This window comes from Paenibacillus sp. NPDC056933, from assembly GCF_042674385.1.
Lineage (GTDB): Bacteria > Bacillota > Bacilli > Paenibacillales > Paenibacillaceae > Paenibacillus.
This window is the reverse complement of the sequence record NZ_JBHUQN010000001.1, coordinates 1,227,206-1,241,156: the sequence shown is the minus strand read 5'-3', so window position 1 is coordinate 1,241,156 and position 13,951 is coordinate 1,227,206. Positions and strand designations below refer to the sequence as shown.

At 45.8% G+C, this 13,951-nt stretch carries 12 protein-coding genes and 1 pseudogene; 2 read left to right on the top strand and 11 right to left on the bottom strand.

Annotated features, from left to right (window positions below):
- Positions 1-22 precede the first annotated feature (22 nt).
- A pseudogene (locus tag ACFTRD_RS05695) lies at positions 23-370 on the bottom strand (cupin domain-containing protein).
- Between the two features lie 267 nt (positions 371-637).
- A complete protein-coding gene (locus tag ACFTRD_RS05690; RefSeq protein WP_379378100.1) occupies positions 638-1,507 on the bottom strand; it encodes an SDR family oxidoreductase in 870 nt (289 codons plus the stop codon).
- A gap of 349 nt (positions 1,508-1,856) precedes the next feature.
- Between ACFTRD_RS05690 and ACFTRD_RS05685 the strand changes: the two genes are divergently transcribed.
- Entirely contained in the window at positions 1,857-3,416 is a 1,560-nt protein-coding gene (locus ACFTRD_RS05685; RefSeq protein WP_379378099.1) for a histidine kinase N-terminal 7TM domain-containing diguanylate cyclase, read from the top strand.
- A gap of 232 nt (positions 3,417-3,648) precedes the next feature.
- On the opposite strand, the gene ACFTRD_RS05680 is transcribed toward ACFTRD_RS05685, so the two are convergent.
- The 4 genes from ACFTRD_RS05680 to citZ all read right to left on the bottom strand — a co-directional run bounded on the left by ACFTRD_RS05680 (position 3,649) and on the right by citZ (position 7,728).
- Positions 3,649-4,074 carry a hypothetical protein gene (locus tag ACFTRD_RS05680; protein WP_157284431.1) on the bottom strand — a complete coding sequence of 142 codons (426 nt, stop codon included), beginning with the start codon at positions 4,072-4,074 and terminating at the stop codon, positions 3,649-3,651.
- A gap of 140 nt (positions 4,075-4,214) precedes the next feature.
- Complete coding sequence (gene mdh / locus ACFTRD_RS05675; RefSeq protein ID WP_379378098.1) at positions 4,215-5,156, bottom strand: malate dehydrogenase; 942 nt, start codon at positions 5,154-5,156, stop codon at positions 4,215-4,217.
- Between the two features lie 15 nt (positions 5,157-5,171).
- Positions 5,172-6,464 carry an NADP-dependent isocitrate dehydrogenase gene (icd, locus tag ACFTRD_RS05670; protein WP_192265790.1) on the bottom strand — a complete coding sequence of 431 codons (1,293 nt, stop codon included), beginning with the start codon at positions 6,462-6,464 and terminating at the stop codon, positions 5,172-5,174.
- A 151-nt stretch (positions 6,465-6,615) separates the two neighbouring features.
- Entirely contained in the window at positions 6,616-7,728 is a 1,113-nt protein-coding gene (gene citZ / locus ACFTRD_RS05665; RefSeq protein ID WP_192265788.1) for a citrate synthase, read from the bottom strand.
- A 478-nt stretch (positions 7,729-8,206) separates the two neighbouring features.
- Here citZ and ytvI point away from each other — a divergent pair, with 478 nt between their 5' ends.
- Positions 8,207-9,325: a sporulation integral membrane protein YtvI gene (gene ytvI / locus ACFTRD_RS05660; protein ID WP_379378097.1), complete on the top strand. Its 1,119-nt coding sequence runs from the start codon at positions 8,207-8,209 to the stop codon at positions 9,323-9,325.
- A gap of 123 nt (positions 9,326-9,448) precedes the next feature.
- Here the strand turns inward: ytvI and ACFTRD_RS05655 are convergent, their stop codons facing one another.
- From ACFTRD_RS05655 to accD, 5 genes are all read right to left on the bottom strand, one after another.
- A complete protein-coding gene (locus tag ACFTRD_RS05655; protein ID WP_062329578.1) occupies positions 9,449-9,850 on the bottom strand; it encodes an FxsA family protein in 402 nt (133 codons plus the stop codon).
- A 5-nt stretch (positions 9,851-9,855) separates the two neighbouring features.
- The gene (locus ACFTRD_RS05650) at positions 9,856-10,362 is read right to left on the bottom strand and encodes an acyl-CoA thioesterase (RefSeq protein WP_379378096.1); all 507 of its coding nucleotides are present in this window, start codon (positions 10,360-10,362) and stop codon (positions 9,856-9,858) included.
- A 130-nt stretch (positions 10,363-10,492) separates the two neighbouring features.
- The gene (gene pyk / locus ACFTRD_RS05645; RefSeq protein ID WP_379378095.1) at positions 10,493-11,920 is read right to left on the bottom strand and encodes a pyruvate kinase; all 1,428 of its coding nucleotides are present in this window, start codon (positions 11,918-11,920) and stop codon (positions 10,493-10,495) included.
- A 104-nt stretch (positions 11,921-12,024) separates the two neighbouring features.
- Positions 12,025-13,056 (bottom strand): acetyl-CoA carboxylase carboxyltransferase subunit alpha, encoded by a 1,032-nt coding sequence (locus ACFTRD_RS05640; protein WP_379378094.1) that lies wholly within the window; start codon positions 13,054-13,056, stop codon positions 12,025-12,027.
- Positions 13,057-13,950 (bottom strand): acetyl-CoA carboxylase, carboxyltransferase subunit beta, encoded by an 894-nt coding sequence (gene accD / locus ACFTRD_RS05635; protein WP_379378093.1) that lies wholly within the window; start codon positions 13,948-13,950, stop codon positions 13,057-13,059.
- Between the last annotated feature and the right edge of the window lies 1 nt (position 13,951).

Here is a 13,951-nt window from a genome sequence, read left to right as displayed (position 1 = left end):
TCTTCCTTTGTTATATTAATATTTACGTATTCAGCTCTGTTCGATCACCGCGGGTACCTGGCTGGGAAATCACCAGAAACTCAACCTCTTCTCTCCCCCGATTCTGCATCTGATGCGGCATTCCTGGTGCAATTTCTATCCCTTCATGAAGCTCCAGAATATACTCTTCTCCGTCGAGTTCCATACAAGCTTCACCGCGGAGGACGAAAAAAAACTGACGGCTTATGGAATGATAATGCCGAGTTTCAGTCGTTCCTGCAGGCATTCTTTCATGAATAATGCTCAAGGTTTCGTTTTGAACGAGATGCCAACCATCACACTTCCCGCCCTATATGTAATGTACTGCATTCTCTTTGCTAATCTTTGTCATGTGAAACCTCCCGATAGATATATATCATATTCCATATATCATATCACAGATTCTACAGGGATCATGCCGTTTCCATTCAGGTGACAATGATGAATACCATGCAGCTTGGACAGTCGTACTAATAAAATATCATGTAAATATCAATTTGGATCCTGACTTTTGTAAACGGACGATTGAATTGGATAAATCACAAAGACGCTCCGTCCAGCAATCTGGAAACGAAACGTCTTTATCAACTCGCTCAACATATTTTCATTGTGTTAAATACTATCCGTTAACCACTTCGCCGCCATTGATATGCATGACCTGTCCACTCACGTAGGACGAATCATCAGAAGCGAGATATACATAGGCCGGAGCCAGCTCATCCGGTTGACCCGGACGTTTCATCGGCTGAGTAGCGCCAAATTCACTCACCTTTTTCTTATCAAACGTGGATGGTATGAGCGGTGTCCATATCGGCCCTGGAGCAACGGCATTGACACGAATGCCCTTCTCAACCACGTTCATCGACAAGGAGCGTGTGAATGAGGTGATGGCTCCTTTTGTCGAAGAATAATCGATCAACGTTGGATTACCGCGATATGCGGTAATGGACGTCGTATTGATGATCGTACTGCCTTTCTTAAGATGTGGCAGGGCAGCCTGTGTAATATAAAACATGCCAAAGATATTTGTGCGGAACGTACGTTCCAGCTGTTCTGGCGTAATATCTTCAATCTGCTGCTGTGGATGCTGCTCTGCTGCATTGTTCACGACAATATCCAGCTTGCCCAGTTGTTCCACCGTCTGCTGTACCGATTTCTTGGCAAATGCAACATCACCAATGTCTCCGGCAATCAGGATACATTTGCGTCCTTCCTGTTCAACCTGGCGCTTCGTCTCTTCTGCATCCTGATGTTCACTCAGGTATACAATCGCTACATCGGCACCCTCTTTTGCATACGTAACGGCAACAGCACGTCCAATTCCACTGTCTCCACCCGTAATCAATGCAACCTTATCCAGCAATTTGCCGGCTGCTTTATATTCAGGTTTCTCAAACTCCGGCTTGGGGTGCATCTCCGATTCAATCCCAGGACGCTGATTCTGTTGTTGGGGTGGCATCGTCTTTTTGTTTTGTGTATCCGTTGACATCTGGCTTTTCTCCTCTCAAAATGTTTTCTGTTCCAGTCTCATTCTGTAGGATGGCATGAACAGTACAGATTATTCCTAAATCCGACTGTCTTCCAAATTTGCTGTCTGTTGCTCGATACTTACTTACCACTCTCCCTGGAAGATCAAACAAAAATTAGATACTATAATAAATTCGATTTTTTTTCGAAAATAGACTGTTTCAGTACCTGAATTGTATTCCTATGCCGTATAGGCTGATGTACAATGTACAGTATACCGTAACATTAAGTCTGATTTCCTTAGTTTGAATTCATCGTTACCAAGTATCTCAACCCAACAAATATTCTGAATGAATATGGAGACCTAACCCATGGAATCGCACATAAATTCTTACATAACACTTGTTACCACTTCAGCAGTGCTGAATGTTTTTCTATGTTTATATACGTATTTTAGAAGAGTCGAGATCCCCAGTTCGAGAATATTTATTCTATATACAGCAGCACTATCCATTTACACATTTGGATACGCGATCGAGCTCGCCAGCAGCACACTGGAGCAAATGAAGTTCTGGACAGTTGTGGAATACATCGGGATGCCTTTCTCCGCCTCCCTTGGTTTAATGCTCATGATACAGTACACTGGCAAAACGTTATCCAAACGAGCTACTGCTGCGCTTTTTGTAATTCCTTCCATTACCCTGTGTATGGTGGCAACCAATGACTTTCATCACCTTTTCTATAAAAGGGTATGGCTGAGAGAAAACAGTGCCGTGCCTCTGATGGATATTACCATTGGGCAGTGGTACGTAGTTCACGGAGCTTTCACCTTTTCCTGTCTGTTATGTGCCTGCCTGATTCTCATCAAACAGTGGAAACACACCAAAAAAATGTATCGTCGCCAACTACTCACACTGATTACCTCACAGATCATTCCGATGGTAGCGGCTTTTGTCTATTTGCTAGGTCTGACTCCAAATGGAATGGACCCCGTCCCGGTTCTCATGTGTCTTACATCTGCAATGTACATATGGGCTATCCTGTCCTCTCGTCTTCTAACCATCGTGCCTATTGCCAAGGATCATATCTTTGAAAGCATGCGTGAAGGTGTTATCGTGCTGGATAGCTCCCATCGGCTCGTCGATTATAACAAGTCTTTGCGTGATATGCTGCCAGAGCTTGGATTAAGCATGGTGGGCCAGCATCTGAACGATATTTGGCATTCGCTGGGCGGAGGGCCTTTCCCTGTGGAATATGATCGAGAAGGTCTGCAAATGGATTTGTACTGGCAGTTGAAAGGCGAAACGGTCTGTTACCAAGTCAGAACATCTTATGTTTATAACAAGGATGGACAGACCGTCGGTACTCTGATTATGCTGATTGATATTACCGAGCAGCGTTTCCTCCAGGAACAACTGAAACAAATGGCTTATTTCGATGGCCTCACCAAAATATACAACCGGACACAATTTTTGCACAAAGGCCGGGAAATTTTGAGTGAAGCCCAGCTTAACCTTCGGCCCGCGGCCTTTATTTTATTTGACATTGATTATTTCAAAAGGATTAACGACACCTACGGACATGATGTGGGCGACCAGGCCATCATTCATGTGGTCTCTGTGTGTAATCGTTATCTCAGTCCGGAGATGCTGTTCGCTCGTTATGGGGGAGAGGAGTTCGTAATAGCTGTGCCCCATGCAACGCTTAAGGATGGCGAGCAGCTTGCCGAGAAGCTGCGCGTTGCACTGCTCCACAATCCGCTGGATGTACAAGACATTCGTATTCCACTAACCTCTAGCTTCGGGGTCGCACAATACAATGGAGGTTCAGATTCATTGGAGTCCTTGCTGCGCGATGCCGATACAGCCCTTTACGAGTCCAAGCGTAACGGGAGAAACACCGTTTTCACCCATGCGCTCAGCTTGAGTTAAGCAATTTACAGCATATAACTATTCTATAGCCCTCCCTATATGCTGCTGACTCAACCTTTTACCTCGTGCTGCTGATTGGCAAACTGCCTTCAAACTGAGCGCACACAAAATAGACAGCCTCTGGGCTGTCTATTTTGTGTGCGTATAAAATTTGTTCCTCATCCAGCTTGTCCCCGCACCTGCTGTGCAAACGCTTTACGCTTAGCCCTCAGATAAACGTGCGAGGAGTTTTCTAGATAACCTGGTTATTTACCATCAGGTATACCATGATGAGCAGGAACACGGCAAGCAGTGTGCTGAATGTACGAATCTTGCTTTGCTCCGGACCAACATCACGATTGCTCTTCACAGCCTCTGCTGCCAGACGCAGCGGTTTACCCATAATGCCACCAATTGCCGCAATAGCAAGCAACAGAACGACTACTACGCCCATCCACAGATAGGAATACTCACCCTTGGTCATTAAGTAACCACCCGTAAGAAGCTGAATCACAAGTCCATACTGCGCGATACGGTTCAATGAGCGGAGCGACGCAAATGCTCCTTCTTGGGCCGCAGCACTCAGGGTACGGATTTTGCCAACCACGAATGGCAAGATCAGATAGAATCCCATGGCCAGCGCTCCAATAATATGAAGCAGATACATAATCATTGTCAAAATTTCCATCCTCCTCAAAAATTTCAGTTCAGTGTGTTATACATCACATCCCATTATACTGGGGAACTTATCCAAAGAAAAGAAAACCTCCGGGGTTTCCGAAGGTTTTCGCTTTGTTGCTGTTCAAAAAGTTTTCAAACTTAGATATTTACTACTGAAATGACGTTACGAACCGAATCCGCAGATTTATCGAGTCCTGCTTTTTCTTCAACAGTCAGTTCCAGTTCAAATATTTTTTCGATTCCGTTACCACCCAGAACAGTTGGCACACCAAGGAACAAGTCGTTGTAGCCATATTCCCCTTCAAGGTAAGCAATAACCGGAATGATTCGTTTTTTGTCTTTCAAAATGGCTTCTGTCATTTGCACCAATGAAGCTGCAGGTGCATAGTATGCGCTACCGTTTCCAAGCAGGTTTACGATCTCACCGCCGCCAACTCGAGTGCGTTGTACGATGGATTCGATCCGATCTGCCGGGATGAGGGTATCAATTGGAATACCGCCGACGCTGGAATAACGAACGAGTGGTACCATATCGTCTCCGTGGCCGCCAAGAACGAATCCACGGACATCTTCGACCGAAACATTCAGCTCTTGCGCAATGAATGTGCAATAACGTGCCGTATCCAGGACACCGGACTGACCGATTACGCGGTTTTTAGGGAAACCAAGCGTCTGATAGGCTGCATAAGTCATTGCATCTACCGGGTTACTTAGAATAATGACAATCGAATCAGGGCAATATTTTTTCACATTTTCACAAACCGACTTCACGATTCCTGCGTTCGTATTGACCAGATCATCACGGCTCATACCCGGTTTGCGAGCAATACCTGCTGTAATGATAACAATCTCTGAACCTGCAGCATCCTCGTAGTTGGAAGTACCGATGATGTTGCTATCAAAACCCTGAACAGGGCTGGCTTCCAACATGTCGAGTGCTTTACCTTTAGTCGGGTTTTCCAATTGAGGAATATCAACCAGTACAACATCCCCGAGTTCTTTTTGGGCAAGCATCAAAGCGGTTGTAGCTCCGGTAAATCCGGCGCCGACTACTGTGATTTTTTTGCGCTGAATAGTCACGATTCACATCTCCCCTTACAGGTTTTTAATGATTTGATCAGCAAATTCAGAACATTTCACTTCAGTAGCGCCGTCCATCAGACGTGCAAAGTCATAGGTAACGGTTTTATTGTTAATGGATGTTTCCATACCTTTGTAGATCAGGTTAGCTGCTTCTTGCCATCCCAAGTGCTCAAGCAACATAACACCGGACAGAATAACAGAACCAGGGTTCACGACGTCTTTGTCCGCATATTTCGGTGCAGTACCGTGTGTAGCTTCAAAGATGGCATGTCCTGTTACATAGTTGATGTTCGCTCCTGGAGCGATACCAATTCCACCAACTTGTGCAGCAAGTGCATCGGACAGATAGTCACCGTTCAGGTTCAACGTTGCGATTACATCGAACTCGCCTGGACGAGTCAGTACTTGTTGCAGAGCGATATCGGCAATTGCATCTTTCACGATGATTTTGCCAGCATCTTCAGCTGCTTTTTGAGCTGCATTTGCTGCATCCGTACCGTCTTTTTCCTTGATGATATCGTATTGTGCCCAAGTGAACACTTTGTCAGCGAACTCTTCTTCAGCAACTTCATAACCCCAGTTTTTGAAGGCACCTTCCGTAAATTTCATGATATTGCCTTTGTGTACCAATGTAACGCTCTTACGGTTGTGGTCGATGGCATATTGCACTGCTGCGCGTACCAGACGTTTGGAACCCTCAGAGGAAACTGGTTTGATACCAATACCGGAAGTTTCAGGGAAACGGATTTTGTTTGCACCCATCTCCTGTTGCAGGAACTGGATCACTTTTTTCACTTCTTCGGTACCTTCTGCATACTCGATACCTGCATAGATATCTTCCGTGTTCTCACGGAAAATGACCATATCTACCAGCTCAGGACGTTTAACCGGAGAAGGTACACCATCGAAGTAACGTACAGGACGCAAGCAAGTGTACAAGTCAAGTTCTTGACGCAGTGCCACGTTAAGGGAACGAATTCCGCCGCCGATTGGCGTAGTCAGTGGTCCTTTAATCGCTACGATATACTCGCGAATGGCTTCAAGTGTGTCGTTTGGCAGCCACTCCCCGTATGTATTGAATGCTTTCTCGCCAGCAAACACTTCGTACCATGCGATTTTTTTGTTGCCATCGTATGCTTTTTCAACAGCTGCATCCAATACACGCTTGGAAGCTTTCCAGATATCACGGCCTGTACCGTCACCTTCGATAAATGGAATGATCGGGTTATTAGGTACTTGCAGTGTACCGTTATCAATTTGAATTTTTTCGCCTTCAGTTGGATGAGCAAATTTTTCTAATTTCATTAGTATAATTCCTCCTTGGATTCGTATATGCAGTATGATAACATACCGCTTGTCTTATAGGGAGAAAGGGGTGTGAACGTGTGGCACGTTTATTAGCCAGCAGGTTTATCCCTTCCTCCCGTCCTTATTTATTATACTGGTTTTGATGCCATTAGCGAAGTTCAATCGAAACGTATTTCTGATCTGTTGGACCTGTATACTCGGCACGCGGACGAATAATACGGTTATCTGCAAGTTGTTCCAGAATATGAGCGGTCCAACCTGATACCCGGCTAATCGCAAAGATCGGTGTAAACAGTACCTCTTCAATACCCAATTGGGTATATACGGAAGCGGAATAGAAATCTACATTTGGTTTCAGACCTTTTTGTCCTGTCACCAGTTCTTCGATCTTCACTGACATTTCGTACAGGCGTGTATCGTTGTTCATTTCTCCCAGTTCCTTGGACATCTTTTGCAGATGTTTCGCACGTGGGTCTCCGTTTTTGTAAACACGGTGTCCAAAGCCCATGATCTTCTCACGGTTATTCAACTTTTCCTGAATAGCTGCCTCCAGACGGTCAGGTGTACCAATCTCATTCAACATCTTCATAACGGCTTCGTTTGCACCACCATGCAATGGCCCCTTCAATGCACCAATAGCTGAAGTTACACCGGAATAGATGTCAGATAATGTGGCTACCGTTACGCGGGCTGCAAATGTGGAAGCATTCAACTCATGATCTGCATGAAGGACCAGAGCCTGATCAAGAGCTTTAACAGCCGTCTCGGATGGTTCTTCACCCGTCATCATATATAAAAAGTTTTCCGCGATGGAAGCGCCTTCTTTTGGAGTCACAGGTTCTTTGCCCTGACGGATACGGGCTATGGCTGCAACAATCGTTGGCAGCTGAGCTTGCAGCTTAACTGCTTTGTTTTCATTCGCTTCTGCTGTCATTTCATCAGCCTGTTCATCATACAGAGCCAGTGCGGATACTGCTGAACGCAGTGCTGCCATGGTACTCATGTTTTTCGGATACAATTGGATTTGTGCAATCAACTCGCTCGGAATCGGCGCGTAATCGCTCAGGCTTTTACGAAGGGATTTCAGTTCATCCGTAGTCGGCAATTTACCAAACCAAAGCAAATAGGCCACTTCTTCAAAGCTTGCGTTTTCAGCCAGATCATCAATATCGTAACCACGGTATGTGAGCACACCGTCTACAATAGAGCTGATCGAAGAGGTTGTTGCAACGATGCCTTCCAGACCTTTGGTAGCTGTCATATTACATCTCTCCTTTAATAAACGAAATCAAGAACCCATCCAGAGTGCCATCAACATGTTCAACGCACTCGTCCTTCTTTTGTAACCATTTACATTTTAAAATGAATAAAGATCACAATGTCCGGTTTTCATATCTGTCAATCGGCATTTTCTTATCTCATCATACTGGATTTTGTCGTTTATGTGAACATGAAGCAAGGTCATTCGCACATCAAACTTCTTTATCAGACCGATAAAGCATTTTTGAAAACCTTTACAAGAACAAGGTTTACATTTTATTCTTTTTATACAATTCCGTGCTATTAATCAAGTTTCTATTGCTATATTTTATCCACATGAGGCATACTCTAGGCAAAAGAAACGAGATTATCCGATGACATCCTTGCGTTTCAAATCACTGTATTTGCTCTATATTAACTAGATAGCCTGTTTGCTTCTTTCTTGGGCAGGCTTGAAAAGGATTAAGGAGAGTTGATGCTTGGATAGAATCATTATGAAACGCTTATTACGCGGCATATGGGTGATTGTTGCTACCCTTCTGATTGCCGTTGCTATATACTTGCTGCTTCCGCTGTTATATCCCTTCGCCATCGCATGGATTATCGCCTATGCAATGAATCCGTTGGTAAAGTTGCTTCAGCATAAGGCCCGATTCCCGCGCTGGTTGGCCGTAACCTTTTCACTGATCGTATATTGCGGAGCCATTGTTGTCGTGTTGTCCGCTGCTGTAACCCGCATGGTGAAAGAAGTCATTTCCTTGACGACAAGCTTTGATCTTCATGTCGATGAGATCAAGGCAACGTTCGTCCGCTGGACTCAGAATGATACGATTCAGAGTTTGATTGGACAGATCAATGAATTTTACAAGGAAAATCCGAATTATCAGGAAACCATTAACAGCAATATTAGCAAAACAACCGAAACGGTAGGTACAGCAGTAACGGACCTGGTCACTGGATTTTTCAACATGATCCTGAACCTGCTCACTTCCCTCCCTAATATGGGAGCGGTATTAATCGTTGTCCTTCTGTCGACGTTCTTTATAAGCAAAAGCTGGGCTCGGCACACCGTTACCGTATCAGGATGGGTACCTTCATCCATTCGTAAGCCGATAAGTGACATATGGAACGATCTGAAAAAAGCGTTGTTCGGCTATGCACGGGCTCAGTTGATCATGATCTCTATCACTGCACTCTTTGTCATGATCGGATTGCTTATTTTACAGGTGAAGTCTGCCTTCACGATTGCTTTGCTTATTGGCCTCGTGGATCTGCTACCCTATCTCGGCGTTGGTCTCGTCATGGTTCCTTGGGCGGCATATCTGTTTATGAACGGTGATCTGTACCTGGGGATTGGCATCAGCGTTGTATATCTCATTGTGCTGGTTGCCCGGCAGATCATTGAACCCAAAGTACTTGCCAGCAGTGTCGGCCTGGACCCACTGGCCACTCTGGTTGGCATGTTTGTCGGATTGAAGCTGTTCGGTGTGCTCGGTCTGATCATCGGACCTGTCAGCCTTGTTATCCTTGATGCATTCAATCGCGCAAATGTGTTTCGTGATCTTAGAACATACATTATTAACGGCCGCGTCCGATAAAATTCGGTGAAACATGCATGATTTCTGTTTTCTGTCATGCACATATAATCAAGATTAAAAAAGGCACCGCTCATCAGACTGAATCTGGTGGTCGGTGCCTCTCTTTAACTGTCCTGGTATATCTTATCGTTTTGGACCGCGATAAAACTTGATACTACCGTTTCTCATTTTTTTCTCCAGCCAGCCCAGGAAGAATAGACGATACACTGAACGTGTTAACGGAAACAACAGTGTAAAACCGATCAGATCTGTGATGAATCCCGGAATCAGCAGCAAGAAACCTCCGACAAAAATGAAAAGCCCATCCACCATTTTTCTTCCGGGCACCTTACCGCGCTCCATCTCGGATTTGGCATCAATGAGAACTTTGCGCCCTTCAAATTGCAACATTGCTATACCAATCAAGGACGTGAGAATCATAAGAAGCAGTGTTTTTCCGGCTCCGATCCAGTCACTCATAAGGATAAAACCAAATAGTTCAATCACCGGAATGATTAATAACAAAGCCCACATCCATCTTCGCATTACGTTTACCCCTTTCCTGAAAGCCACACTTTCTCAAGCGCGCTGTAGAGCTCAGAAGCTGTCTTATCCAGCCTGACCGGCTTCCAGTCCCCATTAACCCATACATGCTGGGTAGAGCCTGTTACCAATCGTTCACCAGGAAGGGACTCTTCGGATGACCATACCCGCTCTCCGATACCCATCTGCTCAACAAGGTCTGCAGTCATGCGCCTAATGTCATACTCATAGTTCAATCTCAGACCACTAAATGCAGCAATTCGGGTGAAAATGATGATGTCATCATCATACCGGGCAGGTTTATGATACTTCACATCCAGTCCGGTTACGGGAAGCAGTAACCCCTGTTCCTCCATTTTACGATAGGTATACCCCATTTGGCGAATCATCTCGGTTCGACCGATTTCAAACCAATTCAAATAATTGGCGTGATAGACCACACCCATCTGGTCGCTCTCTTGATAACGCACGCGAAGGCGTGCCGTGTACCAGCTGCCATTGCTTTGTTGTTGCATGTTACCGGCCTCCTTCGATATACCAATCAGTACGTATGTAACGGCTATAAAGTGTCATAAAGATGGAAAAAAAGCAACGGGACGCAAACGCCCCATTGCTTCATTCCTGTTGCTTCTCATCCAAACGCTATTACGCGTTGTTTGGAATTTGGCTTACTTTGATCAGGTTCGTGGAACCGGAACGACCCAAAGGTACACCTGCTGTAATGACAACCAGGTCTCCTTCTTTCACAAGTCCGGATTTCACGCCGCCTTCAATTGCATTTTCAAACAAAGCATCAGTGGAATCAACAAGTCTTCCTTTGACTGGTGTTACCCCCCAAGCCAAGCAAAGACGACGGGAAGTTCTGTCTTCCGTTGTCACCGCGATGATTGGAGATTCTGGACGATATTTAGAAATCATGCGTGCTGTATGACCGGATTCAGTCGAAGTAATGATCGCTTTAGCGTTCAGATCTTGAGCTGACAGGGCAACAGATTGGCTGATTGCTTCAGTAACTGTTGTTTGTTGAGCAACACGTTGTTTCAGATACAGCTCTTGGTAAGGCAGAGCGGATTCTGCTTTTTCGGCAATACGGGACATCGTCAGAACGGATTCAACCGGGTATTTACCCGCAGCTGTTTCACCAGACAACATGATCGCATCTGTACCGTCGAAGATCGCATTGGCTACGTCACTTGCTTCCGCACGAGTTGGACGCGGGTTGCGTTGCATGGAATCCAGCATTTGTGTAGCTGTGATAACCGGTTTGCCTGCAACGTTACATTTTTCGATCATGCGTTTTTGTACCAATGGTACTTCTTCCGCAGGAATCTCTACACCCAGGTCTCCACGAGCAACCATCAGGCCATCGGATACTTCAAGGATTTCATCCAGGTTGTCCACACCTTGTTGGTTCTCAATTTTGGAGATGATTTGAATATGTCCGGCATTGTGTTTCTCAAGCAATTCACGAATCTCAAGAACGTCACTTGCTTTACGAACAAAAGAAGCCGCGATGAAATCGACGCCTTGCTCGATACCGAATACGATATCATTGGCATCTTTTTCAGTGATACCCGGCAGAGAAATGGCAACGCCCGGAACGTTAACACCTTTTTTGCTTTTGATCGAACCGCCGTTAACGATACGGCATTTGATCTCGGCGCCTTGCACTTCCACCACAGTCAGTCCGATCAGACCGTCGTCGATCAGAATTGTAGATCCCGGTTCAACATCATTCGGAAGATCGGTATACGTAATGGAGAGACGTTCTTTGGTGCCCAGAATTTCTTCTGTTGTCAAAGTGATGTACTCGTCCTGAACCAATTCAATGGGTTCAACTTCAAGTTTACCTGTCCGAATTTCCGGTCCTTTGGTGTCCAGCAGGATCGCTACTGTCTTGTTCAGCTCTTCGCATGCTTGGCGAATCGCTTTGATCCGTCCGCCGTGCTCATCGAAATCACCGTGGGAGAAGTTCAGACGGGCCACATTCATACCGGCCATAATCAATTTTTTGGTATTCTCCAGTGATTCACTGGATGGACCAATCGTACATACAATCTTCGTTTTGCGCATTTTGGGTTTCCTCCGATTTTAAAGGTCTATCTTATATCTCTTTTTCTTTTTCCAACTATTAAATTTACTATACTTTTGCTCATTTGTATAGGAGATTCATCACATCATTCAGCATTTCCCGACAAATTACTCGCCGTATCGACTTCTACAGGCACTTGAGGGACTTCAATCGGCACCACAGGTTCAAAAGTGACAGATCCAATTTTACGGAATTTCTCATACCGATCCTGTTTCAATTGGTCTGCACTCCAGCCCTTCATCTCATCGAGATGACGAGCCAGAGCTTCACTGATGGCTGCCGCAGATGCTTCATAATCCCGATGAGCACCACCACGTGGCTCAGGGATGATCTCTTCGATGACCTCCATCTCCAGAAGGTCTTTCGCCGTTATTTTCATTGCTTCAGCCGCCTGATCTGCCTTGGATGCATCTTTCCATAGAATCGATGCAGCCCCGTTCGGAGAGATCGCTGAGTAGATCGCATGCTCCAGCATCAACACACGATTACCCACAGCCATGGCAAGGGCACCACCGCTTCCTCCTTCGCCGATGACCACAACAATAACTGGCACCGAGAGCTTCGCCATTTCCAGCAAGTTACGGGCAATAGCTTCCGATTGACCTCTCTCTTCCGCAGTATTACCCGGATACGCCCCTTTAGTATCAATAAATGTAATAATTGGGCGACCAAATTTGTTCGCTTGCTTCATGAGACGCAGCCCTTTCCGGAAACCTTCCGGATGAGCGCTCCCAAAAAAGCGGGCGATATTATCCTTCGTATCTTTCCCCCGCTGTTGGCCGATGACCGTTACTGTCTTACCGTTCAGCTTCGCAAGTCCGCCAACCACCGCCAGATCGTCTCCGAACATGCGGTCGCCGTGCAACTCAATGAAATCCGTAAATATTAGCTGGATCAGATCCAGTGCCGTCGGACGCTGCTGATGCCGCGCCAGATGCATTTTCTGTGCGGCTGTTATGCCGGTGTAAATCTCTTCTTCCAGTCTATGATAACGTTCTTCCAGGCGGGCAATCTCGTCCGTAAAGTCGATGCCTTTTTCCTGTCCAAACTGTACAAGCTCTTCAATCTTTTTGCGCATCTCAACCAGAGGCGCTTCATATGGCAACTCACCCGCCATTCAGACCCCTCCTTTTTCACTATGCATATCCAGAAGCTTGCCAAGGGTGGTTCGAAGTTCCTTACGGTGGACCACCAAGTCCAGCTGGCCGTGCTGCATATTAAATTCTGCCGTCTGAAAATCATCAGGCAATTTCTGACGGATCGTTTGCTCAATGACAATTCTGCCGGCAAAGCCAAATACGGCTCCCGGTTCAGCGATATTGATATCACCTAGACTCGCAAAACTGGCTGAGACTCCACCTGTTGTCGGATCGGTGATGACCGAAATATATAACCCACCCTGTTCATCCAAACGGGAAAGAGCGGCGCTTGTTTTCGCCATTTGCATCAGACTAAGAATACTTTCTTGCATTCGGGCACCGCCAGATGTAGAAAAAATAATCAAAGGCAAGCGTTTCTCCGTCGCAAGCTCGATCGCACGAGTGATTTTCTCCCCTACAACCGAACCCATGCTACCTGTGAAGAAGTCGAAACTCATGACTGCGACAACGACAGGCAGACCTTCAATCGTTCCCTCGCCTGTAATCACAGCTTCCTTCAGTCCTGACTTCAGGCGCTGTTGTTCCAGTTTGTTGCTATATCCAGGGAAGCCAAGCGGATCAACCGATATCATATCAGCATCATGCTCCACAAACCCTTGCTCATCCAGAACCATGGCAATGCGTTCCATTGCGTTCAGACGCATGTGATAGCCGCAGGCTGGACATACTTTCAGATTTTTTTCCAATTCCTTGCTATATTGAATCGTGCCGCATTTGCTGCACTTGTTCATAAGCCCTTCGGGTATTTCACGTTTTGGACGTTCTCCAGCTTCCTGACCTTCGCCACGAAGCGCACGCTCGGAAGGTATGGTAGCGTACTTCCGTTTTTTTTGGAATATATCTTTGAACACA

Coding starts and splice junctions, on each gene's coding strand:
- citZ (WP_192265788.1), bottom strand. CDS start 7,728: ATGACAGCTACCAAAGGTCTGGAAGGCATCGTTGCAACAACCTCTTCG.
- ACFTRD_RS05650 (WP_379378096.1), bottom strand. CDS start 10,362: ATGCAACAACAAAGCAATGGCAGCTGGTACACGGCACGCCTTCGCGTG.
- ACFTRD_RS05640 (WP_379378094.1), bottom strand. CDS start 13,056: ATGGCGGGTGAGTTGCCATATGAAGCGCCTCTGGTTGAGATGCGCAAA.
- ACFTRD_RS05655 (WP_062329578.1), bottom strand. CDS start 9,850: ATGCGAAGATGGATGTGGGCTTTGTTATTAATCATTCCGGTGATTGAA.
- pyk (WP_379378095.1), bottom strand. CDS start 11,920: ATGCGCAAAACGAAGATTGTATGTACGATTGGTCCATCCAGTGAATCA.
- ACFTRD_RS05685 (WP_379378099.1), top strand. CDS start 1,857: ATGGAATCGCACATAAATTCTTACATAACACTTGTTACCACTTCAGCA.
- ACFTRD_RS05690 (WP_379378100.1), bottom strand. CDS start 1,507: ATGTCAACGGATACACAAAACAAAAAGACGATGCCACCCCAACAACAG.
- icd (WP_192265790.1), bottom strand. CDS start 6,464: ATGAAATTAGAAAAATTTGCTCATCCAACTGAAGGCGAAAAAATTCAA.